The sequence below is a fragment of the Streptomyces sp. B3I8 genome (assembly GCF_030816915.1).
Taxonomy (GTDB): Bacteria; Actinomycetota; Actinomycetes; order Streptomycetales; family Streptomycetaceae; genus Streptomyces.
On sequence record NZ_JAUSYN010000002.1, the window covers coordinates 6,461,860 to 6,486,745 of the forward strand.

26 protein-coding genes are annotated in these 24,886 nt (G+C 71.2%); 9 read left to right on the forward strand and 17 right to left on the reverse strand.

The window, feature by feature from the left end; translation table 11 throughout:
• Positions 1-11 precede the first annotated feature (11 nt).
• The 3 genes from QFZ64_RS30760 to QFZ64_RS30770 form a co-directional block, all read right to left on the reverse strand.
• On the reverse strand, positions 12-497 hold the full coding sequence (locus QFZ64_RS30760) for a MarR family winged helix-turn-helix transcriptional regulator (protein WP_307070736.1): 486 nt from the start codon (positions 495-497) through the stop codon (positions 12-14).
• Between the two features lie 324 nt (positions 498-821).
• The gene (locus tag QFZ64_RS30765; RefSeq protein WP_307070737.1) at positions 822-1,313 is read right to left on the reverse strand and encodes a hypothetical protein; all 492 of its coding nucleotides are present in this window, start codon (positions 1,311-1,313) and stop codon (positions 822-824) included.
• Between the two features lie 193 nt (positions 1,314-1,506).
• Positions 1,507-2,409, reverse strand: a complete 903-nt coding sequence (locus tag QFZ64_RS30770; protein WP_307070738.1) for an RNA polymerase subunit sigma — start codon at positions 2,407-2,409, stop codon at positions 1,507-1,509.
• Positions 2,410-2,635: 226 nt separating this feature from the next.
• Here QFZ64_RS30770 and QFZ64_RS30775 point away from each other — a divergent pair, with 226 nt between their 5' ends.
• Entirely contained in the window at positions 2,636-3,436 is an 801-nt protein-coding gene (locus tag QFZ64_RS30775) for an alpha/beta fold hydrolase (RefSeq protein WP_307070739.1), read from the forward strand.
• 30 nt (positions 3,437-3,466) lie between these two features.
• Positions 3,467-4,822, forward strand: coding sequence for an NAD(P)/FAD-dependent oxidoreductase (locus QFZ64_RS30780; protein ID WP_307070740.1), 1,356 nt, complete (start codon positions 3,467-3,469; stop codon positions 4,820-4,822).
• Between the two features lie 35 nt (positions 4,823-4,857).
• On the opposite strand, the gene QFZ64_RS30785 is transcribed toward QFZ64_RS30780, so the two are convergent.
• From QFZ64_RS30785 to QFZ64_RS30795, 3 genes are all read right to left on the reverse strand, one after another.
• Complete coding sequence (locus QFZ64_RS30785) at positions 4,858-5,412, reverse strand: hypothetical protein (protein WP_307070741.1); 555 nt, start codon at positions 5,410-5,412, stop codon at positions 4,858-4,860.
• A 193-nt stretch (positions 5,413-5,605) separates the two neighbouring features.
• Positions 5,606-5,857: a hypothetical protein gene (locus tag QFZ64_RS30790; RefSeq protein ID WP_307070742.1), complete on the reverse strand. Its 252-nt coding sequence runs from the start codon at positions 5,855-5,857 to the stop codon at positions 5,606-5,608.
• A gap of 102 nt (positions 5,858-5,959) precedes the next feature.
• Positions 5,960-6,397 (reverse strand): cupin domain-containing protein, encoded by a 438-nt coding sequence (locus QFZ64_RS30795; protein ID WP_307070743.1) that lies wholly within the window; start codon positions 6,395-6,397, stop codon positions 5,960-5,962.
• A gap of 287 nt (positions 6,398-6,684) precedes the next feature.
• Between QFZ64_RS30795 and QFZ64_RS30800 the strand changes: the two genes are divergently transcribed.
• Entirely contained in the window at positions 6,685-7,566 is an 882-nt protein-coding gene (locus QFZ64_RS30800) for an RNA polymerase subunit sigma (RefSeq protein WP_307070744.1), read from the forward strand.
• A 42-nt stretch (positions 7,567-7,608) separates the two neighbouring features.
• Here QFZ64_RS30800 and QFZ64_RS30805 read toward each other — a convergent pair whose 3' ends face one another.
• Positions 7,609-8,535, reverse strand: a complete 927-nt coding sequence (locus tag QFZ64_RS30805; protein ID WP_307070745.1) for a sigma-70 family RNA polymerase sigma factor — start codon at positions 8,533-8,535, stop codon at positions 7,609-7,611.
• Positions 8,536-8,916: 381 nt separating this feature from the next.
• Here QFZ64_RS30805 and QFZ64_RS30810 point away from each other — a divergent pair, with 381 nt between their 5' ends.
• On the forward strand, positions 8,917-9,183 hold the full coding sequence (locus QFZ64_RS30810; RefSeq protein WP_307070747.1) for a WhiB family transcriptional regulator: 267 nt from the start codon (positions 8,917-8,919) through the stop codon (positions 9,181-9,183).
• Between the two features lie 99 nt (positions 9,184-9,282).
• On the opposite strand, the gene QFZ64_RS30815 is transcribed toward QFZ64_RS30810, so the two are convergent.
• The 3 genes from QFZ64_RS30815 to QFZ64_RS30825 all read right to left on the reverse strand — a co-directional run bounded on the left by QFZ64_RS30815 (position 9,283) and on the right by QFZ64_RS30825 (position 12,655).
• Positions 9,283-9,879, reverse strand: a complete 597-nt coding sequence (locus tag QFZ64_RS30815; RefSeq protein ID WP_307070748.1) for a YceI family protein — start codon at positions 9,877-9,879, stop codon at positions 9,283-9,285.
• Between the two features lie 110 nt (positions 9,880-9,989).
• Positions 9,990-10,736: an SDR family oxidoreductase gene (locus QFZ64_RS30820; protein WP_307070749.1), complete on the reverse strand. Its 747-nt coding sequence runs from the start codon at positions 10,734-10,736 to the stop codon at positions 9,990-9,992.
• A gap of 188 nt (positions 10,737-10,924) precedes the next feature.
• Positions 10,925-12,655 (reverse strand): L-aspartate oxidase, encoded by a 1,731-nt coding sequence (locus tag QFZ64_RS30825; protein WP_307070750.1) that lies wholly within the window; start codon positions 12,653-12,655, stop codon positions 10,925-10,927.
• 174 nt (positions 12,656-12,829) lie between these two features.
• Between QFZ64_RS30825 and fdxA the strand changes: the two genes are divergently transcribed.
• Positions 12,830-13,219 carry a ferredoxin gene (gene fdxA, locus QFZ64_RS30830; RefSeq protein WP_307070751.1) on the forward strand — a complete coding sequence of 130 codons (390 nt, stop codon included), beginning with the start codon at positions 12,830-12,832 and terminating at the stop codon, positions 13,217-13,219.
• Positions 13,220-13,246: 27 nt separating this feature from the next.
• On the opposite strand, the gene QFZ64_RS30835 is transcribed toward fdxA, so the two are convergent.
• Both QFZ64_RS30835 and QFZ64_RS30840 read right to left on the reverse strand, forming a co-directional pair.
• A complete protein-coding gene (locus QFZ64_RS30835) occupies positions 13,247-13,744 on the reverse strand; it encodes an Ohr family peroxiredoxin (protein ID WP_307070753.1) in 498 nt (165 codons plus the stop codon).
• Between the two features lie 122 nt (positions 13,745-13,866).
• Positions 13,867-14,763 carry an RNA polymerase sigma-70 factor gene (locus tag QFZ64_RS30840; RefSeq protein ID WP_307070754.1) on the reverse strand — a complete coding sequence of 299 codons (897 nt, stop codon included), beginning with the start codon at positions 14,761-14,763 and terminating at the stop codon, positions 13,867-13,869.
• Between the two features lie 153 nt (positions 14,764-14,916).
• Here QFZ64_RS30840 and QFZ64_RS30845 point away from each other — a divergent pair, with 153 nt between their 5' ends.
• Entirely contained in the window at positions 14,917-15,066 is a 150-nt protein-coding gene (locus QFZ64_RS30845) for a hypothetical protein (RefSeq protein ID WP_307070755.1), read from the forward strand.
• A 162-nt stretch (positions 15,067-15,228) separates the two neighbouring features.
• Here QFZ64_RS30845 and QFZ64_RS30850 read toward each other — a convergent pair whose 3' ends face one another.
• The 5 genes from QFZ64_RS30850 to QFZ64_RS30870 all read right to left on the reverse strand — a co-directional run bounded on the left by QFZ64_RS30850 (position 15,229) and on the right by QFZ64_RS30870 (position 20,743).
• A complete protein-coding gene (locus QFZ64_RS30850; RefSeq protein WP_307070756.1) occupies positions 15,229-16,650 on the reverse strand; it encodes an aldehyde dehydrogenase family protein in 1,422 nt (473 codons plus the stop codon).
• The gene (locus QFZ64_RS30855; RefSeq protein ID WP_307070757.1) at positions 16,650-17,750 is read right to left on the reverse strand and encodes a phenazine antibiotic biosynthesis protein; all 1,101 of its coding nucleotides are present in this window, start codon (positions 17,748-17,750) and stop codon (positions 16,650-16,652) included. The genes QFZ64_RS30850 and QFZ64_RS30855 overlap by 1 nt, the downstream gene beginning before the upstream one ends.
• 79 nt (positions 17,751-17,829) lie before the next feature.
• Positions 17,830-18,573 (reverse strand): PIG-L deacetylase family protein, encoded by a 744-nt coding sequence (locus QFZ64_RS30860; protein ID WP_373430692.1) that lies wholly within the window; start codon positions 18,571-18,573, stop codon positions 17,830-17,832.
• Positions 18,570-19,832 (reverse strand): NAD(P)/FAD-dependent oxidoreductase, encoded by a 1,263-nt coding sequence (locus QFZ64_RS30865; protein WP_307070758.1) that lies wholly within the window; start codon positions 19,830-19,832, stop codon positions 18,570-18,572. The genes QFZ64_RS30860 and QFZ64_RS30865 overlap by 4 nt, the downstream gene beginning before the upstream one ends.
• 146 nt (positions 19,833-19,978) lie before the next feature.
• The gene (locus QFZ64_RS30870) at positions 19,979-20,743 is read right to left on the reverse strand and encodes a class I SAM-dependent methyltransferase (RefSeq protein WP_307070759.1); all 765 of its coding nucleotides are present in this window, start codon (positions 20,741-20,743) and stop codon (positions 19,979-19,981) included.
• A 179-nt stretch (positions 20,744-20,922) separates the two neighbouring features.
• On the opposite strand from QFZ64_RS30870, the gene QFZ64_RS30875 reads away from it, so the two are divergent.
• The 3 genes from QFZ64_RS30875 (at position 20,923) to QFZ64_RS30885 (ending at position 24,803) form a co-directional block, all read left to right on the forward strand.
• Positions 20,923-21,861, forward strand: coding sequence for a 2-hydroxyacid dehydrogenase (locus tag QFZ64_RS30875; protein WP_307070760.1), 939 nt, complete (start codon positions 20,923-20,925; stop codon positions 21,859-21,861).
• 339 nt (positions 21,862-22,200) lie between these two features.
• The gene (locus QFZ64_RS30880; RefSeq protein ID WP_307070761.1) at positions 22,201-23,820 is read left to right on the forward strand and encodes a ubiquinol-cytochrome c reductase cytochrome b subunit; all 1,620 of its coding nucleotides are present in this window, start codon (positions 22,201-22,203) and stop codon (positions 23,818-23,820) included.
• A 137-nt stretch (positions 23,821-23,957) separates the two neighbouring features.
• Positions 23,958-24,803, forward strand: a complete 846-nt coding sequence (locus QFZ64_RS30885; RefSeq protein ID WP_307070762.1) for an alpha/beta fold hydrolase — start codon at positions 23,958-23,960, stop codon at positions 24,801-24,803.
• Positions 24,804-24,886: the final 83 nt, after the last annotated feature.

The window sequence follows — 24,886 nt, forward strand, 5'->3', positions numbered from 1 at the left end:
CACCCGCCGGCTCACTCCGACGCTTCGAGGGCGAGCAGCAGTTTGCGCAACGCGCCGACGACAACGACCCGCTCCCGCGCATCGAGGACGGACAGCAGCTCACGCTCCACCACCAGGTGGCCCTCCAGCCGGCGGTCGAACTCCTCCCGCCCCCGCACCGTCAGACTGACCAGCGAGCGCCGTCGATCGTCCGGTGACGCGGTCCGGACGATCCAGCCGTCACGCTCCAGCCGGTTGAGGCGGCCGCTGAGACCGGCGGAGGAGACCACGAGGTGCCGCATCAGTTGCCCTGGCGTCAGGGCGTTCCCGGGAGCTGCCCGGCGCAGGGTCTGCAGCAGCTCGAAGTCCCCGACATTGGTGATGGTCCTGCCGGGCTGACGGCGCAGCCGCTCCTCGAAGAGTTCCTCGGCCAGGCGGGCCGCACGCAACAGCCGCGCGAGCACCTCGCTGGAGGAGACGTCCATGCCAGGTCGGCGTTCCTCCCACTGACGCAGCATGGCATCCACACTGTCCCCAGGGTCCGGGGCCGGTCCGACCGCAGACTGCGGCGCGGGCTCCTCCGCTGACGGGGCGGGGTCAGAAGACACAGACGGGTCGTTCACGACTACCAGTATGGGCCACGACGTTGTCTTCGGTGCGTGTGAAAGTGCGGTACACTCTTCACAGTGTTCATGGCGTCGGGTTGGACACCCCACACACGGCGCCGAGAACGCTCCCCTGCCGCTTGGAGCCTGGCGGGGGCACTGTGCCCCGGACGCCACCGATCCCCCCGCGAGTCGGCGTCCGGGGCCACTCTCGTGGGCCGGAGGGACTGCCCGGGATCATCCGGCGCGGTAGAGGCCTCGACCGCTGCGCCGGACACGCGAGGTGCCGACGAGACGGTCGAGCGTGCTGCGAACGGCGTTGATGCTGCCGCTGTCGGTGGCCCGGCCCAATGCCACCGCCACGTCCCGGGCGCGCACGTCGGCGTCGCCGACCTGCGCGAAGTACTCCATGATCTGTTCGGTCAGCCTGCCGTACGTGCGCTCCGTGCCGGCTCTCGGCCGGATCGCGGCCTGCGCCGGACCTGTGCCACGGCGCCGGGCAACGGCGCCGGCGGCCTCCGGCGCGGCCCCGGAGACCGTTCCCGCCGCGGGGGACGCCATCACGACTTCCAGAGCCCCCAGTGCCCGCTGAACCGTGTCGAGATGAGCGACGACGGCGGCCAGCTCCCTCTCCAACGCCCGCCTCTGCAGTTCCAAGCGGCTGAGATCGGCCTGGAGGCTCTCAGCCGTGACTTCGATGTCGCGTGTCGAGCGAGATGCCGGAACCATGTTTTCCTTCAAGGAGTGCTGGAACGTCTTCGCCGGATGGATCCCGTTGTCACCGTGATGAAGATGTGATGGCGATTCGGTGGAAGCCCACCTTCCATTGTTGCCACTGACACGCGGAAACGCAACGGGTGAGCGCACCCTGGGCACCGAGTACCCGGCCGGTGGCACCTTCCGGCACCTTCCGGCAACCTCCTCAGACGTGCCGAACCGTTCCGTGTCCGTCGGTGGTCGGGTGGGGGCGGTTCCACCCGCGCAGCTTGTCGGGGTTCAGGACGGCCCAGACGTGTGTGACGCGCTGGTCGGTGATGTCGAAGCTGATGACGGCGGCGACCCGGCCGTGGTGGCGCACGACGATCGCGGTGCGACCGTTGGCCGCCTGGAGGTGGAGGACGGTGCGGGGGCGGGGGGCGAGGAATGTGAGGAGGGCCCGGGCGACGTGCTGGTCGCCGTGCACCGGCCTGGTCAGAGCACGGATCTTGCCTCCGCCGTCGAAGAACGCGATGGCGTGCCGAGACAGCAGGGACACCAGATGTCTCGCGTCATTGAGCGCGCAGGCATGCCGGACGGCGCGGACGATCCCGTCGTGCTGGTGCGACGGGGTGGGACGCGCGCGGTGGGCACGCAGGCTGCGGCGGGCGCTCTCAGCAGGCTCGGCGCACTCGTGCGGGGTCCGCCCGACGATGTCGGCGACCGTCCGAGAGGGCATGGCGAAGACGTCGTTGAGCACGAAAGCCGCCCGTTCGGACGGGGAGAGAGTGTCCAGGGCGTTGAGGAGGGCGTCGCTGACCTCCTCCGACAGGGCCTGGCCGGGCTTGATGCCGACACCGGCGTCCACCTCGCCCGGGCCCGGCAGTCGGCGTGCGGGTGCGGACAGGCGCGCCAGACAGATGGTGCCCGTGCTCTTGGTCAGCCAGACACGCGGATCGCTGATGCCGGTCTGCTCGTCGTCGGTCAGGCCGTGCCACCGCCGGTAGGCCTCGGTGACGGCTTCTTCGGCCGTCGGCCCGGCGCCCAGCATCCAGCGAGCGACGTCGATCAGATGCTGTCGCTCGGCCAGCAGTTCCGCGAGCGGTGTCGTGTCACCGGTCCCACCCATGAGGTGTCCTTCCTCTGCCGGCACCACATCGCACCACCGCGGTCGGCTGGCCGTGCCCTCGGCAGTGCAGACCGCGCAGGCGCGGATCATGTGACAACAGAAGGCGGTGACGGAGGCGGTGACGGAGGCAGAGAGGGCCGCGGAGACGAATGAAGGGTACAACAGTGTGACACCATCAGGTGTCGCCGACCGCACGCGGCCTCGTCCACCGACGAAAGGGTCCACCATGCCCGCGATCCTGATCCACGGCGTTCCCGACACCCACCATGTGTGGGACGGTGTGCGCCGTCATCTGACCAGGTCCGACACCGAAGCGTGGGACCTGCCCGGCTTCGGCGCCGAGCGCCCCGCCGGCTTCGGTTCCACCAAGGAGGAGTACGTGGACTGGCTCGTCCGGCGACTGGAGCGGATCGGTGAGCCGGTGGACCTGGTCGGGCACGACTGGGGTTGCATTCTCACCCTCCGCGTCGCCTCCCTGCGCCCTGACCTCGTTCGTACCTGGGCCGGAGGCAACGGGCCGGTCGACGCCGGGTACGTCTGGCATCCGCTGGCCAGGATCTGGCAGGACCGGGTCCAGGGCGACCGTTACATGGCCGAACTGCGTGCGGAGCCCTTCGCGGAGGAGATGGCGGTCGGCTTCGACGTACCCCTTCACCTGGCCAGGGAGATGGCGAGCCGCGTGGACGAGCCGATGAAGGACGCGGTGCTCAGGCTGTACAGGTCGGCGCTCACCATGGGAGCGGAGTGGCAACCGGAGCTGTCCGTGGTGTCCGCGCCGTGCGTCGTCTTCTGGGGAGCGCGGGACCCCGCCTGCCAGGTCGAGTTCGGGCGCCGGCTGGCTGACTCCCTGCACTCCAGTGAGGTGGTCGAGATGGACTGCAATCACTGGACGGTGCTCGAACGCCCGGCGGAGGTCGCGGAGATCCTGGAGAAGCACTGGAGCGCGCACGCCGCCGCCCGAGGGGCGGACGGGGACGCCGAGGACGGACCCGGTGCTGTCACACAGGGCGGTGCCGGCCGGTCTTGAAGGGTGAAACCAAGAGAAACAGAGGACACCGTGCGTGAGATCCTGATCGTGGGCGGCGGTTACGCGGGCTTCTACACCGCGTGGGGGCTGGAGAAGAAGTTGCGGCGGGACGAGGCACGGGTCACGGTCGTCGACCCGCGCCCCTACATGACGTACCAGCCGTTCCTGCCCGAGGTGGTCGCCGGGTCGGTGGAGGCCCGTCATGCCGCGGTCTCGCTCCGACGGCACCTGCACCGCACCCGCCTGATCGCGGGTTCGGTCACCGAGATTCACCACAGCGCGCACACGGCGACGGTCCGGCCGCCGTCCGGGCCGCAGTACGACCTCCACTACGACATGCTGGTGATGACCGCGGGAGCCGTTACCCGCACGTTCCCGATCCCGGGCCTGAGCGACCAGGCGTACGGGCTCAAGCACGTGGAAGAGGCCGTGGCGATCCGCGACCGGCTGCTCACCTCCTTCGACCGCGCGGCGGCCCTGCCCCACGGGCCCGAACGCCGTCGGCTGCTCACCGCCACCGTCGTCGGTGGCGGCTTCTCCGGGGTCGAGGGTTTCGGTGAACTGCTCGGTCTGGCATCCGCGTTGCTCAAGCACTATCCCGAGATCGGGGCGGAGGAACTCGCCTTCCACCTGGTCGAGGCACGGGGGCGCATCCTGCCCGAGGTCACCGACCGGCCGGGGGAGTGGGTGGTGCGCTCGCTGGAGAAGCGTGGTGCGCGGGTGCACCTGAACACCCAGCTGGTCTCCGCGAAGGACGGCCGCGTGGTGCTGTCGGACGGATCGGAGTACGACTCGGAGCTCCTCGTGTGGACGGCGGGCAACGCCGCCAATCCCATCGTGCACAACCACACCGACCTCCCCGTCGACGCACGAGGTCTGCTGATGGTGCGCGCGGATCTCCGCGTCGGGACGGAGAGCGAGTTCGTGGCGGACGTGTGGGCGGCCGGTGACGACGCCTCCGTGCCCGATCTCGCCGCCGGCCGGCCGGAGGCCCGCACGGTGCCCAACGCCCAGCACGCCGTCCGTCAGGGCAAGCGGCTGGCGAAGAACATCCTGGCGTCACTGCGCGGCCGACCCACCAAGGACTATGTGCACCACAGTCTCGGCGTGGTGGCCACCCTCGGGTTGGGCCGTGGCATCTTCCAGTACCGGCGTCTGGTCATCAAGGGATTCCCGGCCTGGCTGATGCACCGCGGCTACCACGTACTGGCCGTACCGAGCTGGGAGCGCAAGGCACGGGTGTTCGCCGTCTGGGTGACCGCCGCCTTCTTCGGCCGCGACGTCATCTCCCTTGCCTCGGTCCAGCACCCGAGGGAGGCCTTCGTCTCCGACGGTGCCCCACGGCGGAGCGAGAAGTCCTCCGACGCGGACGCCGTCGCCGGATGAGCCCCCGGTAGACCCCGAGGACACGGCAGGGCGGCTCAGCGCTTGGCCGCGCGGTACAGACCGCGGCCCACCCGGCGGACACGGGACTGACCGACCAGACGGTCGAGCGTGCTCCGGACGGCGTTGATGCTGCCGCTGTCGGTGTCGCGGCCAAGAGCGGACGCCACATCCCTGGCACGGACGTCGATGTTCCCGGCGTCCGCGAAGTAGGCCAGGATCTGTTCGGTCAGCCTGCCGTACGACTTCGAGCCGTCGGCTTCACCGGTGCTGGAGTCGTCCTCCGCACGGTCCCCGTCCTCGGCACCCTGCTCCGCCCCGTCCGCGGGCGGCACGGCTGCGGGCACGGCTGCCACCGTCGCCGGCGCCTCCGCGACCACGTCCGCCGGACGCGCTGCCGCGGACGAGGGAACGGACTCGGTCATGAGGGCTTGCAGGGCACTGAGGGCCCGTTGCACGGAGCCGAGGTGAGCGGTGACCGCGGCCAGTTCCCGCTCCAGTGCCTGCTTCTGGATCTCCAGCCGGGCCAGGTCCTCCTGGAGGCCCTCGGCGGTGATCTCGATGTTGCGAGCCTTGGGGGTCACGGAGACCATGCGTTCCTCTCGTTCTCACCCCTTGTACCGGCGGGGCCGCCCGATGCGGGCTCCGTCACTCGGCCCGGCACCGGGGGCAGGATACCCGCACGGCCGGGAAACGGCCCACGTCGGGCGGCGGGCGCGGCGGGCCGGCGGCGCGACGATCACGGCGTCCGACGCGGCGCGCCACCGTACCCGCCCGTCCGCTCCGTCAGGCCCGGCCCCGCTTCGAGAGGCCGGCCCCGGCGCCGCTCTCCTGCCCCTCGGGAGCCGCGCCGTCGGTGGGCCCGGTCACCGGGCGCCGCAGTCGCCGTAGGGTCTCGGAGACCGCGTCGATACGTGCGTCCACCGAGTTGATCGCCTCTCGGAGCAGGCTCAACCGCCCCTCGAGCAGGGCGGCCTCCGCCGCCAGTGACGCGGTGGCGGCGGCGGGATCGGTCTGCCGGTCAGTGCTTCGGGACATCCCTCGTCCTTCCTCGGCTCGTGCCGGCGGCTCGTGAACCGTCGACATCGCATTGACCGGACAGTCCCGAGCGCTGTGACAGCCCTGGGCGAGGCCCGCGCGTTACCGCGGTGTGCAGCCCGGGTCAGGAGCGTCCTGGGAGAAGGGTGCGCCGTGCGGCAGGACGTAGAGGACCTCCAGGACGACGTCCGCCGTGCCCCGGTTCTCACCGAGATGCACGTGGTCCGCGCCCGACGGCTCCTTCAGGAAGCTGCCCTTCTTGTACACCCCGTCGGAGGCACAGGCCGCGTCGAAGTGGCTCAGCGTCCCCTGCTCGACGTAGGCGTACAGAGTGCCGTCGTGGTAGTGCCACCCCGTCGCCTGGCCGGAGGGGATGGTGATCTCACGAAGGACGTAGTCCTTGTCGCCGATGGTGTGCTGCGCCAGGATCCTGCCGCTGACACCGGGACCACCGGGTGTCGCCTGAGCGACCCCCGGGACAGCCAGCGAGAGCCCTATGACGCAGGTTCCTGCGGCTGCGGCACGCAACATGTGGGACATGCTGATTCCTTCCGGGAAACGGGTGTGCACGAGGCCGCCACGGGTAGGTGGACCGCATGGTCGGCCCGTCCGACACAACACATTGGATTGCCTCGGACGCAACGTCAGACAGTAAGACCGCGTGAAGGTGTGTTTCGTTGCGTGGGAAGGGGATTTTCGCGCAGGCCCAGGGAGATGGACGCGGCCGTTGACGTGCCGCGGGTAGCCTGGCGCTGCGCGCGATGCGGGAACCGCATGCAGGAGGACGAGCCGTCACAAGGACGGGTCGTTCAGGAGGAGGAGTCGGTATGGAGCCAGTGGTTGACACCATGCCGATCGGGGAGCTGCTCGACGAGCGGCGGCACCTGCTGGACGTCGCGCACTGGATGCTGGGCAGTGGCATCGTCGCCGAGCACGTCACCGACGAGGCGTACCGGGAGTGGTACGCGCTCTCCGAGCACCAGCGGGACCGCATAGGCGCGCCGCGGGCCTGGCTGACCCGGGTCGTGGGCAGCATCTCCCTGGGACGGCTGGCCCTGTCCGATCGGGACGGGGGCCCACAGGGTCCCGTGGGCGTGGGGAGCCGTGGACCGTCAGACCCGGCTCCGGCGGACGGTCTCGGCGCGCTGTGGGCCGGGGCGTTGGACGCGCTCACACCCGCCGAACGAGCGGCTCGCGTACTGAACGACGCCTTCGGCAGCGCGGCCGAAGACCCCGTGAGCACGGCGGGACCGGCGGGCCGGGACCGGCCGGGACCGGACACCGAACCGTCGGACAGGGCCCGGCACAGCCTCCGGGCCAGGGCCGCACGCCCCACGCCACCGCGCGTCGAGGACGAACTGGTCGACGCCGTACGGCAGGCGTGCGCCGACGAGGACGCGGACCGTCTGGCCACCCTGCTGGACCCCGACGCCGTCGCGTTCTACGACGGCGGAGGCAAGGTCCGCACACTGACCCGGCCAGTCGTCGGCGGCCCGCGGGTCGCCCGGAGTCTCCTGACCCTGCTGGCCCGGCACCCGCGCACCACTGTGCACACCCGTCCCGTCAACGGGCGCACGGGTCTCGTCGCACGCTACGACGGCCAGGTCGCCGCCGTGGTCTGCCTCGACCTGGCCGGCTCACGCGTCGTACAGGTATGGGTCGTCCTCAACCCCGACAAGTTGCGCTCCTGGAACCGCCCCCACGCCTGACCTGCCCCGTCCCGCGCCCGACACACCGCGTCAGTGGCCCGCTCAGACGCAGAGGGCCGCCGCGGACCGGTGACGGGTGCGGGACTGCAGGAAAGCGGCGATCTTGACCGGATTGAAGACCCACATCACCTGGTGAATGCCGCGGGACGTGGCCGCGACCGTCATGAAGGTGGCGGGCCGGCCGTCCCGGTGGATCAGGATGCCGCCGCGTCCGTTGGCCTCGACCGGCTCCGCCTCGACCGTGGGCCAGAACCGCGGATGCGCGGTGGACAGGTTCGCCACGCGGGCACGGCCCAGAACGGGCACCCGAGCCGCTCCCCTGATGCCGTTGCCGTCGGACAGACTGACCGCGTTCGGGGTGAGCAGCGCCTCCAGTCCGGCGACATCGCCCTGCCGGGCGGCGGCGACGAACGTCTGGAGCAGCGTCCGGTGCTCGGCCGCGTCGACGCTGTCCCGCTGGTCCTCGGTGAGGTGTTTGCGGGCCCGGCTCACGATCTTGCGGACATTGACGGGGCTGAGACCCAGGATGCGCGCGATGTCGGGGTAGGCGTAGTCGAAGGCCTCCCTCAGGACGTAGGCGGCGCGTTCGGTCGGGGGAAGTTTCTGGAGCACCAGGAGCAGGGCGAGTTCCAGTGCCTCCGCCCGCTCGGCACCGATTCCCGGGTCGTTGCTGGTGTCGACGGGCTCCGGCAGCCACGGACCGATGTAGGTCTCGCGGCGGACGCGGGCAGACTGCGCCACGTTGATGGCCAGCCGGGTGGTGGTGCTCGACAGGAACGCGACGGGGCTGATCACCACGGTGCGGTCGGTCCGCTGCCAACGCAGCCACACTTCCTGGACGACGTCCTCGGCCTCCACCGCACTGCCCAGCACGCGGTAGGCGATGCCGAAGAGGCGGGGCCGGAGTTCGACGAAGACGGAAACGGCCTCGCTCAGGTCGCCTTCCACGGGTGTCGCCTCTGGATGCATGATCCCGGGTCTCCGTTTCTCTGTTGCCGGTGTCTGCGGAGGCGGCCGGACGACGCTTCGTCCGACCGCCGGAGCGCTGGCCCGGCGTACTGAGGGATCGGCAGGGCGCGGTGCTCACCTTCGCCCCGAACGACCGGCGACGCCGACGTTTCGTTACACCTTTGGGCGGGTTTCCTCTGTGGATCTTGAAGGCCGGCTCACGGCCGTTCCCGGAGCCGGTCTCGTCGCGGCGTACATGCGGCACGTCGGATGTCACATTCGCACCGACAGCCCGGTCTTCCATGGAAAGCGACCGTGCGAAACCCGAGTTCTTCCCGCATTGTCCCCGCTCGACGAGCCACCCCCCGGACCGGTATCCGTTTCTCATACAGGAGACAATTCATGGACTGGCGTGTAAGGGGCCTCTGCCTGACCGAGGACCCCGATCTCTTCTTCCCGATCGGCGGTCTCAGCAGTGGGCCGGCGGCGATACAGACGGACGAGGCGAAGGCAGTCTGCCGGCATTGTCCCGTCACCCGGCAGTGTCTGGCGTGGGCCGTCGACGCCGGACCGGTCGAGGGGATCTGGGGCGGCACCACGGAGGGCGAGCGCCGCGCCCTGCGACGGCGCGCGGTGCGCGCCTCGCGCCCGACGGAGAGCGCCGCCTGATCGGCCGGACGACGCGCCGCCGTCGTCCGGACACCGATGCGGGTGGGCGGGGACGGCCGACAGCCGGGACCACCACCGCCCACCCGCATCGGTGTCCCGTCAGGCCGCCGCGTCCCGCTCCGTCCGTACGGCCGAGATGTCCAGGGTCAGCGTCACCTTGTCGCTGATGAGCACACCCCCCGTGTCGAGCGGTGTGTTCCAGGCCAGCCCCCAGTCCGAACGCCGCAGGGTGGCGGAGCCCGCGAAGCCGACCCGGTGGTTGCCGAAGGCGTCGTCACCGGCCCCGCCGAAGACGACGTCGATGTCCAGGGGCAGTTCGATGTCCTTGATGCGCAGGCCGCCCGAGAGGCGGAACTCGTCGTCGCCGAGCGGGGTGATGCCGGTGGAGTGGAAGGTCATCAGGGGAAACATCGCGGAGTCGAAGAAGTCGGGCCCCGCCAGGTGGGCGTCGCGGTCCGCCGCGCCCGTGTCCATGCTGTCGGTCTGGACACTCACGTACGCCTTGGAACGGGACGGCTCGGAGCCGTCGAGCACCAGTAGGCCCTCGAAGCGGTCGAAGCGGCCGCGCACATTGGTGATCACGGCGTGCCGGACGGAGAAGCCGATCGTGCTGTGGACCGGGTCGATGGTGTAGGCACCGGTCACGACCGGGTGCGCACCCAGGGCCGGGGAAGTGGCGTTGTCACGTCGGATCATGAGGGTGAGTCGGCTTTCTGTGACGAGAGGGGCCTGCCGCGCCGCGGTGCGGACGACAGGCCCCCTGTGATGGGCGCGGACCCCTCGCACGGGACCCGCCACCCGACGACTCAAGCCTGCTGCGCGAGCCAGTCGGCGAACCGGGTCTCGGCGATGTGCGCGTCCGGACCGGGGAGCAGCGTGGTCTCCTGCAGCTCCGCGCCGAAGTACGGGGCGTGCACGTCGGTCACGACCTGGCGCGGGTCCTTCTTGGCGGCCAGTCCCTTGCGGATCAGCTCGTCGAGCTGGAACTCCTCGGGGCCGGCGACCTCCACCACCCCGCCCACGGGGGCGCCGACCGCGGTACGGCCGACGACGGCGGCCACGTCGTCCGAGACGAGGGGCCGGATCTTGACCGGGGCCAGCCGGACGGTGTCACCGTCGGTCGCCGCCTCGGCGATGCCCTTCATGAACTCGAAGAACTGCGTGGCGTGCACGATCGAGTACGGGATGCCCGAGTCCTTGATCAGACCCTCCTGCGCCTGCTTGGCGCGGAAGTAGCCGCTCTCCTGGAGCCGCTCGGTGCCGACCACGGAGAGCGCCACGTGGTGGGTCACACCGGCGTTCGCCTCCGCCTTGAGGAGGTTGGTGGTGGAGGTGCGGAAGAACTCCATGACGGCGTCGTCCTCGAAGGAGGGCGAGTTGGAGACGTCGATCACGACGGAGGCGCCGGTCAGGACCTCGGCCAAACCCTCGCCCGTGAGCGTGTTGACCCCGGTGTCGGGAGCGGCCGGCACCGCCTCGTGACCGTGCTCGTCGAGCTTGGCGACCAGCTTGGAACCGATCAGTCCGGTACCGCCGATGACTACGATCTTCATGTGAATGTCCTTTCGGGATGCGCGATGTCGCCTGCACCAGACAAGACCGAATACTCACTCGCTCTGTGACAAGGCGAACCGCCTTTTCGGTGTTCTGGAGTTCGGGCGCTTCTGGAGTTCGTGCGTTCAGGCGTTCCGGCGCTTCTGGAGTCCGGGCGTTCCGGCTTTTCCGGTTGATCGGAAGCCTGTTACTCGACGAGCTTTCCCTCGGTGGACACGTCCGCCATGAGGGAAGCGATCTCGTCCGGGACGTCGGGAATGTGCTCGTGGGTGATTCCGGTCGTCGGAGACCAGACCAGGTTGACGCGGAACGCGGGGTCCATGCCGGGGAAGTCGCTGCGGTTGTGACAACCACGGGTCTCCCGGCGTTCCAGTGCCGCTTCGAGGGTGGCGCGGGCCGCCAGGGCGGCCGACTTGAGGTCGAAGGCGTGGGCGAGGTCCTGGAAACCGGCGATGTCGGGATGGACGCCGACGTTCTCCATGCGCTTCTCGACGGCGTCCAGCTCCGCCAGGCCGGTACGCAGACCCTGTTCGTCCCGGACGACACCGGCATGCTCGGTCATGGTGTTGCGGATCGCGCGCTGGAGCGCCCGGACGTTCTCGGGCCCGTCCGCGGCGAGCATCCTGTCGACCTCGGCGCGCGCCTCGGTCACGGCGGTCGCGGACCGGGGCTGCGCGGTGAGTGACTCCGAGTAGGCCGCCGCGGCCCGGCCGGTGATACGGCCGTAGACGAGGAGTTCGATCAGGCTGTTGCCGCCGAGGCGATTGGCGCCGTGCAGGCCGCTGGCCGCCTCGCCGATGGCGTACAGGCCGCGGACGTCGGTGCTGTGGTCCTCGGGACGGACCCAGACGCCGCCCATCGAGTAGTGGGCCGTCGGAGCCACCTCGATGGGTTCACGGGTGATGTCGAGCATCTGGAGGTCGAGGAGCGTCTGGTAGACCCGGGGCAGCCGGTTCATGATCGTCTGGCGGGGCAGGTGGGAGACGTCCAGCCAGACCCCGCCGTTCGCGGTGCCCCGGCCTTCCTTGATCTCGGTGTACGAGGCGAGTGCCACGCGGTCGCGCGTGGACAGTTCCATGCGCTCGGGGTCGTAGCGGTTCATGTACCGCTCGCCGAGGGCGTTGCGCAGGATGCCGCCCTCACCGCGGGCGGCCTCGCTGACCAGGGTGCCCGCGGCGTTCTCCGGTTCGATGATGCCGGACGGGTGGAACTGCACCAGCTCGGGGTCGCGCAGGCGGGCCCCGGCTTCGACGGCCAGGCGGAAGGAGTCGCCGGTGTTCTCGTCCCGGCGCGACGAGGTGCGGCGCCAGATGCGCGTGTGCCCGCCGGCCGCGAGGATCACGGCGTCCGCGTGGACGAGGTGGCGGGTGCCGTTGGTCAGGTCGAAGCCGTAGGCCCCGAAGACGGCACCGTCGTGGACCAGCAGACGCGTGATGTAGACGCTGTCGAGTACCGGGATGTCCAACTGGACCGCGCGCCGGATCAGGGTGCGCTGGATCTCCAGGCCGGTGTAGTCGCCCGCGAAAGCGGTACGGCGGAACTTGTGGGCGCCGAAGAAGCGTTGCGAGATGCGGCCGTCCCCCTCGCGGGCGAAGGCCATGCCGTACCGCTCCAGGTCGTCGATGCCCAGGGTCGCGCCCTGGGTGACGATCTGTGCCGTACGGGGGTCGCCGAGCAGATAGCTCTCCTTGAGGGTGTCCGCGGCGTGCTGCTGCCAGGAGTCCTCGGGGTCCATCGTGGCCAGGGCCGCGTTGATGCCGCCGGCCGCCAGGGACGTGTGGGTGTCCTCCTTGGGACGTTTGCCGACGGCGATCACGTCGACGCCGGCCTCGGCCAGTTCGATCGCCGCCCGCAGGCCGGACCCGCCGGTACCGATCACCAGCACCGTGGTGGAAAGACGTTGTTCGGTGAGAGGCACGCTTGCTCCCGTCGCTCTGGGTGGTCACTGACTAGGACCACGTCGGGCGGCGGTTTGTGACATCGGTGGCGCACGCGTGTCACAACGTGCCGGGGTCCCCGGTCATCCGGACGAACCCGACGACCGTGCGACAAGGCGCCGGGCGATGTCCGACGGCCGAGGAGGAGAAGACGGATGACGTACGTCATCGCACAGCCCTGCGTCGACATCAAGGACCGGGCGTGTGTCACCGAATGCCCCGTGGACTGCATCTATGAGGGCGCGCGCACGCTCTACATCAACCCGGCGGAGTGCGTCGACTGCCATGCGTGCGAACCCGTCTGCCCCGTGGAGGCGATCTTCCACGAGGACGATCTGCCGCGGCACTGGGCGCACTACCTCGCCGTCAACGCGGAGTACTTCGACGAGGCGGCCTCCCCGCCGCGTGCACGGAGTGACGCGGCCGGCGACCATCCGGTGGTCGAGGCACTGCCCCCGCAGAGCGGGCCGCACAAGAAAGAGATCTCCTTCTTCACCGTCCGCAAGGAGGAAGCGGCCGACGCGGATCTGTGGTTCCCCTCCTGACCGGCCGTCGCCACCGAGCGTGCCCGGTCAGGGGGCGAGTGTGACGGTGGTGGGCGTTCCTCTCGACACCATGCGCGCGTAGGGGCACAACGCGTCGGCCTTCCCGATCAGCTCGTCGGCCGTCGCGGGGTCGACACCGGGCCACCGCACCACCAGATCGACGCGCAGCAGATAGCCGCCGTCCTCCGGGTCCCGGCCGAAGGCGACGGTCGCCACGACGGAGATCGCCGCGGGGTCCAGCGCCTCCTGCCGAGCCAGCAGGCTGAGCGCGCCGTGGAAGCAGGCGGCGAAACCGGCCGCGAAGAGCTGTTCGGGGTTGGTTCCCCGGCCGTCACCGCCCAGCTCGGCCGGCATCCGCAGGTCGAGGTCCAAGGCCCCGTCGGCCGAGCGTGCGTGGCCGGAAGCGCGCCCGTGCGAGACCGCACCACCGTGGACGGTCACCGTGGTGGTGTAGATGGGCGAGAACTCCTCCCCGTCGAAATCCCTCTCGGTAGACAGGGTGGGCAACTTGATCCGCTCGGTCACGGCATGGCTCCGGTGTCGTCGTGGTACGTGGTCCCGGCAGGCGTCCGGGACTACTGGATGACCGACGAGCGACCGTTGTCGTGACGCCCGCCCGTCGGCGGCCGAGGACCCCCGACAGCAGGTCAGTCACGCAAGGAGGCCACGTAGGGCGCCAGTTTGGCCGGGTTCATCACCCACATGAGCCGATCGATGCCGTCCGCCGAGATGTCGGCGGTCAGCAGGGCGACGGCCTCCTCGCCGGAGAGGACCAGGACGGCCGGCCGGCCGTTCGCCTCGACCCACCGGACCCGCGACCGCGGCCAGAAGCGCGGAGCGAAGGCCACGAGGTAGTGCGAGACGTGGGGCAGCCCGATGACCGGGATCCTCGACGCGCCGCGGATCCCGTTGCCGTCCGTGTAGCTGACGACGTCGGCGGTGAGCACGTCCTCCAGGACCGACAGGTCGCCCGTCCGCGCCGCGGAGAGGAAGACCTCGAGCAGTCGCCGATGGGCTGTCGGGGTAACGGCTTCCTTGCGTTCGGCGGCCAGGTGCTTGCGGCCGCGGCTCACCAGTTGGCGGGTGTTGGCCTCGCTGGTCTCCAGGATCTCGGAGATCCGTCCGTAGGGGTAGTCGAACGCCTCCCGGAGCACGTAGGCGGCGCGCTCCACGGGGTTCAGCTTCTCCAGGAGCAGCAGGACCGCCATCTCCAGGGCCTCCGCCCGCTCCGCGCCCAGGTGCGGATCCTGCGTGGTGTCGACAGGCTCGGGAAGCCAGGGGCCGACGTAGGCCTCCCGGCGCACCCGCGCGGACTGGGCCACGTTGATCGCCAGCCTGGTGGCGACCGTGGTCAGGAAGGCAGTCGCTTCGTGCACCTTCGAACGGTCGGTGTTCTGCCACCGCAGCCAGGTCTCCTGCACGATGTCCTCGGCCTCCGCCGCACTGCCCAGGACCCGGTACGCGATACCGAAGAGCTGCGGGCGCGCCGAGAGGAAGTCCTTCGTCGCCTGGTCAAGGGTGCCGGGTGGGGCGCCAGCGTGCATGGAACATCCCTTCTGGCCTCGTGCACCCCATGCTACAAGCGGGCGCGGACGTGCGCGTCGGCGGAAGGGCGGGCGCACGTGTGCCCGGATCCCACGGGTGGCACACCGTGGCAACGGTCACCCTCGGACACGCACTGTCGCCGGCGGACCCTTGTGTCCGGCCGTCTCGCCCCCCGGGGCGGTGCCCTGTCACAGATCGATCTCCTCCCGCACTTCACCATGGCGCACCACACCGCGGCCCACGGCCGTGCCGCGGACGCCTCGACGACGGCGACACTGGTCACCGTCGTACTGACGGTGTGACTCCTCGGCTGCGCCCTGCGGTCGTCGACGCGTCCCATGCCCGCGCTGCGGACCTCCACGGACCCCGCCCACCGTGCCGCCGCGACGGACCCGTACGGGTACGTGTGCGACGGCGCGATGTCGTTGGGGACGGCCGTGATGCTGCTGCCCCACTGACCGTTGTCACCCGATCCCGACCCCGACCCCGACCCCGATCCCGAACCCGACCACGGCCTTGCCACGCATCAGGAAGTCCGACAGATAGCCGTCGTGGGGCACTCCCGGAGCCATCCAGTACGTCGGGTGGTCACCGGCGTACACGTTGGCGATGGAGGGTTCCGCCACCAGCGTGTCGAGCAGCGCACGATCGCGGGAGAGGACCGAGAGCACGAGTGTCCCGCGCAGCGGGGCGATTCCGTCCGAACGGCTCCAGGGCGCCACCCACACACAGGGGAAGGGGAGTTCGGTCCGCACCTGCGGGGCACGGGCGTCGGCGACCTGGTGGACGGCCGGCCGCAGGACGGCACTTCCGTCCCCGAGGTCGTCGACGACGCCGTCACCGCCGAGCCAGGCGCGGGTCCCCGCCGCCACCGACCTCAGGTAGGAGTCGAGGGCCCGGGCCCGGTCCAGCGGGCACACCGGGAGAACCGCCCGGGCGTCCTGCGGCGGCAGACCGGGCAGTCGGGACAGGCGCGCGGCGAGGGCCTCGGCGAGCGGCGCCGGGTCGCCCTCGACGAGGACGGCGGTGGCGTTGACGCACGCGGTGCCGGCCTCGTCGGCGACGGAAGCGACGATCGCGTCCAGGTGCTCCCGCCAGTCCGTGTCCGCCGTGATGAGGATCTTCGTCCGGCCTGGTCCCTGGGGCAGCACGCGGGCGTCGTGGGCGTAGCGGGCGACGACCTCGTCACCGCCGTACACCACCGCACGGTCGGCGCCGCGGATCAGCGTCTGCGCGGTCCGGTGGTCCGTGGGCAGCAGCGCCAGCCGGTCCTGGCCGACGCCCGCCCGGTGCAGCGCGCCGACCAGGCGGTGCGGGGTGAACGGCTCGCGCCGCGAGGGCCGTACGGCCACGCGGTAGCCGAGGGCCAGCGCCTCCAGCCACAGCCGGTGGACCCCCGGGTGATTGCCGGAGGCGTTGACCGCGAACACCTCGCCCCGGCGGGCCCACACGGCGTGCCCGGCCCCGAGGGAGGGGTCCCGTCGGTCCCGGACCGTTCCGCGCGGCCTGCCCTGCTCGGCGGAGGCACGGGCGCGGCTGACGAACCTCGCCGTGCCGCGTGTCGCGTGGCGCACCACGGTCAGCGGCGTACCGGAGGTCCGGCTGACCAGGTACTCGTACTCGCGCAGGCCCAGCCCGCCGACGGTGCCGGTGGCGAACTCCTCGGCGGCCGTCTCAAGCAGCGCGTCGAGGCCGTCCGCCGGGACCGGCCCGGCCTTGCGCAGGGCGGCCAGCGCCCGGTCGACGTACACCGGCGGCACCAGGCTCAGCCGCGCGACCTCGGCACCGGACACATCCGTCACGGTGTCCGGCACACGGGTGCGGTAGGGACCGCGGGGACCCAGGGCGTCCAGGTACACCGGCGCGGCGACATCGGCTGCGGCCATCAGTACACGCCCTCGATCACGGTCTCGCCCGCTACCGTGGGCACCGGCGCCACGTCCGCCACGGCGTCCCCCGCCTGACCGCCCGCGGGCCGGACGCGCACGGCCGTGTCGCGCTCGGCGTTGTGGGGGATGAGCATGGACTTGCTGACGTGGCTGACGATCACCTGGCCGCGCTCGCCCACCGCGACGCGTTCCCCGGTGGCGGGGTCGACGACCGACAGGAACACGTACGGCGACACCGGGTCGAAGACGCAGGGCTGCGAGGCGTCGAGGCCGGCGCGTTCGAGCAGCGCGGTGAGCATCATGGTGTTGCCGTACATGCCGATCAGCGGCACGTCGGGGAAGACCTCCGTGGCCAGCAGGTGACGGGTGTCGGGGTCCATGTGGGTGCCGCCCCAGACAATGGCCCGGACCGAACCGTTGATCCGCTCCAGGAGGTCGTCCTCGCGGGCGAAGCGCTCCAGCAGGGGCGTGGTGGCGGCCAGTACCCCGATGTCCTGGGTCAGCAGGATCCGTCGGCACTGTTCGACGAGGTGGTCGGTGTAGGACTCGACCTCGTCGCCGCGGCCCGTGGCGATCAGCTTCCGCACCCACCGGGGGTCCATGTCGATGCTCAGTCCCGGGCCGCCGAGCGAGGCCGCCGCCCGTTGCAGCACGTCCCCCACCAGATGCGGACCGGTCGGCGCCACTGTCAGCCACTGGGCACCGACCGGCAGGCCGTGCTCCCGCAGACGCCCGTCGACCTGTGCGGTGCTGTGCCGCATCCAGTCGTCGAGCTGGACGACCCGCTTGGGCGCCCCGGTCGTCCCGCCGCTGTCGAAGACGTTGAGCAGCCGGGCCTCGCCGCCGTAGCCCCGGGGAATCAGGTCCGCCACCGGGACGTGGCGCAGTTCGTCGCTCAGGTCGGGGAAGAGCGCCAGGTCGTCCACGCCCTTGACGTCCCGCCGCGGATCGAAGGCGAGCCGTTCGGCCCGGTCCAGCCAGTAGCGGGAGCCGGTCTCCGGGGCGAAGTGCCAGCGCACGGCGGCGCGCACGAACTCGTCCGGATCGACGCCGTCGAACGGTCCGGCATCCAGGACGGCGGGGGAGTCGTACGTCATGATCGGTCCTTCCTCGGCACGGGCTCGTGCGGCGCGTGCGGCTGGCGGGAATGGCGACGAGGGGTGCGCGGGCGCCCGGTCATCGGCCGAACAGTTCGAAGGCGACGGCGGGAGCGCCGTCGAACCGTGCGCGGTGGACGCCGGTGCTCTCGCGCAGGAAGCGGCGCGCGTACGTCTCGGGGTCCTCCTCGGTCAGGGCTTCGAGGTAGGTCCGGTGCCGCAGCAGGGACTGGACGCCCTGTTCGAAGCCCGGTTCGGCGGACACGGCGTGGGACGGCGTCGGTGAGTTGGCGACGGCCACCCAGCGGACACCGTTCCAGGGCGGCAGCCCTCGTTCGGCCAGTTCCGGGAAGATCCAGCGGTTGCCGGCGTCCGCCGCCGCGTCCAGCACGGCGCGCCCCACCGCCACGTGGTCCGGCGTGTTCCAGGCCCCGGTGGCCCAGGTGTCCCGGTGGTTCAGTGTGATCACCAGCTCGGGCCGGTGACGCCGTACGGCGGCGGCGATGTCGCGGCGCAGGGAGACGCCGTACTCGATCACTCCGTCCCGGTGGTCGAGGAACTCCACCGCGCGGACACCGACCGCCGCGGCGGCGGCCCGCTGTTCCGCCTCCCGCAGGGGGCCGGCCCGTCCGGGATCCAGCGTGTCGATGCCTGCCTCACCGCGGGTGGCGAGCAGGTACGTGACCTCCCTGCCGTCGGCCACCCAGGAGGCCACGGCCGCCGAGCACCCGTACTCGAGGTCGTCGGGGTGGGCCACCACGGCCAGGGCCCGCCGCCAGTCGTCCGGCATCGGGCGCAGCGGTGCGGGAGCGGTGCCGGTCACGCCTGGTCTCCCGTCGGTCGCGCGTGCGGGGGAAGCAGGCTCTCCAGCGGGACCGAGGGGTCGGCGAGGGCGGCGTCGTCCGTCGTCGCGCCCGACTCGATCAGGGCGCGGATCGTCCCGATGACGTCCCACAGGTTGACGCTCATGCCCGCCAGCACCCGGTCGCCGGACATCCAGAACGCGAGGAACCGTCGCTCCTCGCGCGACCCGCGGAAGACGACGCGGTCGTAGCCGCCGGGTTCGGTGTACCCGGTGTACTCCATGCCGAGGTCGTACTGGTCGGTGTAGAAGTACGGCAGCCGGTCGTACACCGCGTCCTGGCCGAGCATGCTCAGCGCGGCGGTGCGGGGCTGGTGCAGCGCGTTGGCCCAGTGCTCCACGCGCAGGTGTCGGCCGAGCCGGGGGTGGTAGGCGCTGGCCACGTCACCGGCGGCGTGCACACCGGCGGCGGAGGTTCGCAGGTGGGCGTCCGTCACGATGCCGTCGCGCACGTCGAGGCCCGCCTCCTCGGCCAGACGGACGTTGGGTGTGATCCCCACCCCCACGACCACGGCGTCCGCGGGCAGGTGAGTGCCGTCGGCGAGCCGGACCCCGTCGACGCGGCCCCCGTTTCCCGTGACGGCCTCGATCCGGGCATGGGGACGCAGGTCCACACCGTGCTCCCGGTGCAGACCGGCGAAGACCTCGGCCGCCTCCCGGCCCAGGACCTTCAGCAGGGGCAGCTCACCGCGCTCCAGCACGGTCACCTCCGCGCCGGCCGCCCGGGCCGCCGCCGCCGTCTCCAGCCCGATCCAGCCGCCGCCGACCACCACGATCCGGGCGCCTTCGGTGAACGCCTCCTTGAGGCGCTCGCTGTCGCCCACGCGCCGCAGATACAGCACGCCCTCCAGGTCCGCGCCCGGCACCGACAGGCGGCGCGGCGAGGAACCGGTGGCCAGCAGCAGACCGGCGTAGGGCACGCGACGGCCGTCGTCCAGCGTCACCGCCCGGCCACGCGCGTCGACGGACGCCACGCTCGTGCCCAGGCGCAGATCGACGTCGTGCTCCCGGTACCAGCTCTCGGGGTGCACGTGGATGGACTCGCGGTCCTCCTTGCCCAGCAGGTAACCCTTGGACAGCGGCGGCCGGATGTACGGCCGTTCCCGCTCGTCCCCGATGACGACGAGCGGCCCGTCGTGGCCGTGCTCGCGCAGTTCCTCCGCGGCCTTGCCGGCGGCGAGACCGCCCCCGACGATCACGAACGTCTTCGCACGCGGCATGAGATCCCCGTCCCAGTCTGTGAGGCGCACACGGACCGAGTGGTCCGGTCACCCTTCAGACCGGGCGACGGCACGCGTTGTGACACCGTGGCACGGGCCCGCCCGGCCCCGTGCTCCGGAGTTCGCCGCCCGCCCCGCCCGCCGGTTCACCGGCGGCCCGGCCGCGTCACCGCCAGAACACGCGGATCGTCGTGCCCCGGCAGCGGGACGAAGCCGTGCTGTGCCAGGTCGTCAACGATCCGAGCACGCGAGGCGGGCCACATCCAGAACGACTCCGTGTGCTCCCGCAGCACACGTCCTCCGCTGCGCACCCAGTAGTCGGCACGTGTGCGGATGCGGTATCCCGCCGCGGACATCGTCATGCGCCCGCCGTACACGTGCGCGCCCACCCGCTGCTCCGGCAGACGGCGCACGACGTCGCGAGGGGGCAGCAGCGCGGGCGGCGGTTCCAGGAGGAGCGTGCCCCCGGGAGCCAGGGCCGCGTGGATCGCGGGCCACAGCGCGTCCCGCGCGGCCGGGGGGAGACAGGCGACCGTGTTGTGGCACACGGCCACGTCCGCGACCGCGTACAGCGCCGCTTCGTCCAGGGCGTACGGGTGCACGGTCACCCGCTCGCGCCGACCCGCGGGCAGGGTGGCGAGGCGGGTGAGCAGGGAGGTGCGCATGGCTCGCGCCGGCTCCACCGCGTGCACGTCGGCCGCGGACTCGGCCAGGCTCATCAGCGTGACCCGGCCGGTCCCGGCACCGATGTCCAGCACACCGAGACGGGCCCGCGCGACATGTCGGCCGTAGAGGTCGCGGACGCGTGCCGCGTCCCGGTCGGCCTGAAGGATGTCGTAGAACTCGGCGGTCACGGCGTAGGGGTCCGGGTCCGGCCGGGACACCGGTGCTCCGGTGATGACGAGGTGCATGTCCAGCTAGACAACGTGTGAGCCGGGCCTGTGACAGCGGGTGCCGCGCGCGGGGCCCGTCCCGAGCGGGTCCGAGGTGAGGCCCGTCACGGGGGCGGGCTGTCACAAGTGGGTGGCACACGCAGTCAATTCTCCGGTTCCGGCTCGCGGAACCCGGAGGGAAAGCAGAACACGCCGTCATGACCGTGAGAAACCCGCAGGTATGGCTGCCCGCCCAGTTCGCCGATCTCATCGACCTGCCGCCAGGACTGGAGTACGCCCGCTGGGACGGCCGTTCGGCCTTCCCGTCGGACCCGGCGGAGGTGGAGTTCTACGCCCCGCCGCTGACCAAGGACATCGGTGTCATCGGCAGGCCCCTGCCCCGCATGACACATCTGCGCGCGGTGCAGGCCCTGAGTGCCGGCACGGACGAACTGCGCGTGGAGCTGGACCGGCTCCCTCGCCCCGTGACCCTGTGCAACGCGGGCAAGGTCCCCGCTCCGAGCACTGCCGAACTGGCCCTGACCCTGATCCTCGCCTCGCTGCGGGGCATACCGGAGTCGGTCCGTGCCCAGGACGGCGGGGCGTGGAGACCGGAGGCCTTCCCGTCCCTGTACGGGCGGTCCGTGCTCATCGTCGGCTACGGTGCCGTCGGCTCCGCGCTGGAGGAGCTCCTGGTGCCCTTCGGATGTGCGGTGACCCGTGTCGCCGGCGCGGACCGGGACGCGCCCCGGGGCCCCGTCCGCTCCGCCGCACACCTGCCCCGGCTCGTGCCCGAAGCCGATGTCGTCGTGCTGTCCACCCCGCTGACCCCGCAGACCCGTCAGCTCTTCGACGTGGGCATGCTGGCCCGCATGAAGGACGGCGCCCTGCTCGTCAACGTGGCACGCGGGGCCGTTGTCGACACCGACGCCCTGCTCAAGGAGACCCACGAGGGCCGGCTGCGGGCCGCGCTCGACGTGACCGACCCCGAGCCGCTCCCGCCGGGGCATCCGCTGCGGGAGACGCCCGGCGTGCTGATCACGCCGCACGTCGGCGCGTTCACGTCTTCCCTGTGGCCCCGTCTCGAACAGCTCATCCGACGCCAGTTGAGCCGTTTCGCCGCAGGTGAGGAGCTGGAGAACGTCGTGTCCCGCTGACACCCGGGCCCGGGCGGGAGCCACCCCGGGGCCGCCCCGCCGCTGTCGTGCCCGGGGCACCGCGCATGTCACACCCGCGCCGTCTCGCCGGTCATGGTGACGACAGCGACACACGAACCATGCCGAACAGCACAGTGCCGGATGAGCAGGACGCATCGCGCCATAAGTGTGCCGGACGGTCTTCCCCGTCGGGCGATCCGCGAGGGCGTCCTCACACCCCCGCCACGGGCGCACGGCGGCCGGAAGCCCTCGCGCCGCGCCACCGCCGCGGATCCGCGGCCAAGCCCGCCACCGCGGCGCCGGTGAGCCGCGGGTGACGCAGAAACGAAGGGTGAAGAGATGGGCCACGACAGCCGGCCGGTGGAGCCGGAGCAGGAGCGCACGGGGGACAGGCTCGCCCGATGGGCGGACAGCCGGCTGGGCCGCCGCCGTGTCGCACGCTCCGTCCGGCGCCTGGTCTTCCCCGATCACTGGTCGTTCATGCTCGGTGAGATCGCGCTCTACAGTTTCGTGATCCTGCTGATCACGGGTGTCTATCTGAGCCTCTACTTCCACCCCTCCTCCGACCTCGTGGTCTACCAGGGCGACTACGCCCTCCTGCGCGGGCAGTTGGTGTCGGAGGCCTTCGACTCGACCCTGCACATCTCCTTCGACGTCCGCGGCGGCCTGCTCGTCCGCCAGGCACACCACTGGGCGGCCCTGGTCTTCGTCGCCGCCGTCCTCGCCCACATGCTGCGGATCTTCTTCACCGGCGCGTTCCGCAAGCCGCGGGAGCTGAACTGGGTGCTGGGGTTCGGACTGCTCGTCCTGGCGATGTTCGCGGGTCTGACCGGCTACGACCTGCCGGGCGACCTGCTGTCCGGCACCGGGCTCCAGGTCGTCAACGGCACGATCCTGTCGATCCCCGTCGTCGGGACCTATCTGTCGTTCTTCCTCTTCGGCGGTGAGTTCCCCGGCGACGACCTGATCGCCCGCTTCAACACCCTGCACGTCCTGATCATCCCCGCACTCATGGTCGCCCTCATCGTCGGCTACGTGGTCCTGGCCCTGCGTCACCGGCCCGCGCAGTACCCCGGACCCGGCCGTACCCACGACAACGTCGTCGGTCTCCCGGCCAAGGTGTATGCCGTGAAGGCCGCCGGCTACTTCTTCCTCGTGGCCGGCGTGATCTTCTTCATGGCCGCCGTCGCCGAGATCAACCCCGTCTGGGACTACGGTCCCTTCCGTCCCGACCAGGTCTCCGCCGGCTCCCAGCCCGACTGGTACATGGGTGTCGCCGACGGCCTGCTGCGCGTCATGCCCGGCTGGGAGATCTCGCTCTGGGGCCACACCCTGGCCCTGGACAACCTCCTGCCGCTGCTGGCCGGGATGCTGCTCTTCCTGGCCCTGGGGGCCTACCCGTTCCTGGAGGCCTGGGTCACGGACGACGACAGTGAGCATCACCTGCTGGACCGCCCCCGCAACCGCCCGGTGCGCACCGCCCTCGGCGTGGCCTGGCTCAGTGTCTACTCGGTGGCCCTGATCGGAGCCGCCAACGACATCATCGCCACCCACCTCCACGTGTCCGTCAACGACGTGACCCGAACCGTGCGCGTCGGCCTCTTCGTCGTCCCGGTCCTGGCTTTCCTCGTCACCAGGAGCGTGGCACTGGGACTGCAGCGCAGGGACCGCGACCTGGTGCTGCACGGGCGCGAGACCGGCGTCATCAAGCGCCTGCCGCACGGCGAGTACGTCGAGGTCCACGAACCCCTCGACCCGGCGCGACTGCACACACTGACCGCGCACGAGCAGTACCGGCCCCTGGACGCCGCGTCCGCGCGCGAGGGGGACGGTGCCGTGCCCCGTCGCACACAGCGCCTGCGCGCCGGGCTCAGCGGCTTCCTCTACGGCCCCGGGACGCAGATCCCCAAGCCCACGGTGACCGAACGCGAAGAGATCACCGGTCGGCACGGGTCCTGAACCGCGAGGCGACGCACACGGGCGGAGACCACGTTCACACCATGTCACGCATGTGGTGGGTCTCCGGTCCCGAACGCGGAAAGGCGACACGACGTGCCGCGAACACCGATCACGATCCCGCCCGAAAGGCATGCGACATGAACCGCACCTCCCGCATCAGCCGGACCCACACGACGATGACCGTCCTGGCCGGCGCCGGTGTCGCCGCCGGCCTGCTCGCCACCACGATCGCCCCGGCCTCCGCCGACAAGGGCGGCCCCGCCGACCGCGGCGACAGACCCACCGTCGTCCTGGTCCACGGTGCGTTCGCCGACTCCACGAGCTGGAACGGCGTCATCGGCAAGCTCCGGCACGACGGCTACCCGGTCGTCGCCGTCGCCAATCCGCTGCGCTCCCTGAGCGGCGACTCCGCCTACCTCAGGGACGTCCTGGCCGGAATCGACGGTTCCGTCGTGCTCGCCGGTCACTCGTACGGCGGTTCGGTCATCAGCAACGCCGCCACCGGCAACAAGAACGTCAAGGCGCTGGTCTACCTTGCCGCCTTCCTCCCCGAGAAGGGCGAGAGCGCGGTCGACCTGTCCGGGCGGTTCCCCGGCAGCACCCTCGGTGACGCGCTGCGCCCCGCGCCGGTGACGAACGCCGACGGTTCCCCGGGCACCGACCTCTACATCCAGAACGACAAGTTCCGCCATCAGTTCGCCGCCGACGTGCCCCGCGACAAGACCGACCTCATGACCGTCACCCAACGACCGGTCACCCAGGAGGCCTTGGGCGAGGGAGCGGCCGAACCGGCCTGGAAGACCATCCCCTCCTGGGTCCTGGTCGCCACCCAGGACCTCAACATCCCGCCCGCCGCCCAGGAGTTCATGGCCCGGCGGGCCGGTGCCCACACCACGGAGGTGCGATCGTCCCACGCGGTGAGCGTCTCGCACCCCGGAAAGGTCACCGGCGTCATAGAGGACGCCGCCCGCTCGGTGCGCTGAGAGCGCACCCGGTGATCGAAGGGCCGGCGGTTCACCGCCGGCCCTTCCCCGACCCCGCACCGTGTGCGTGTCGCGCACCGGCG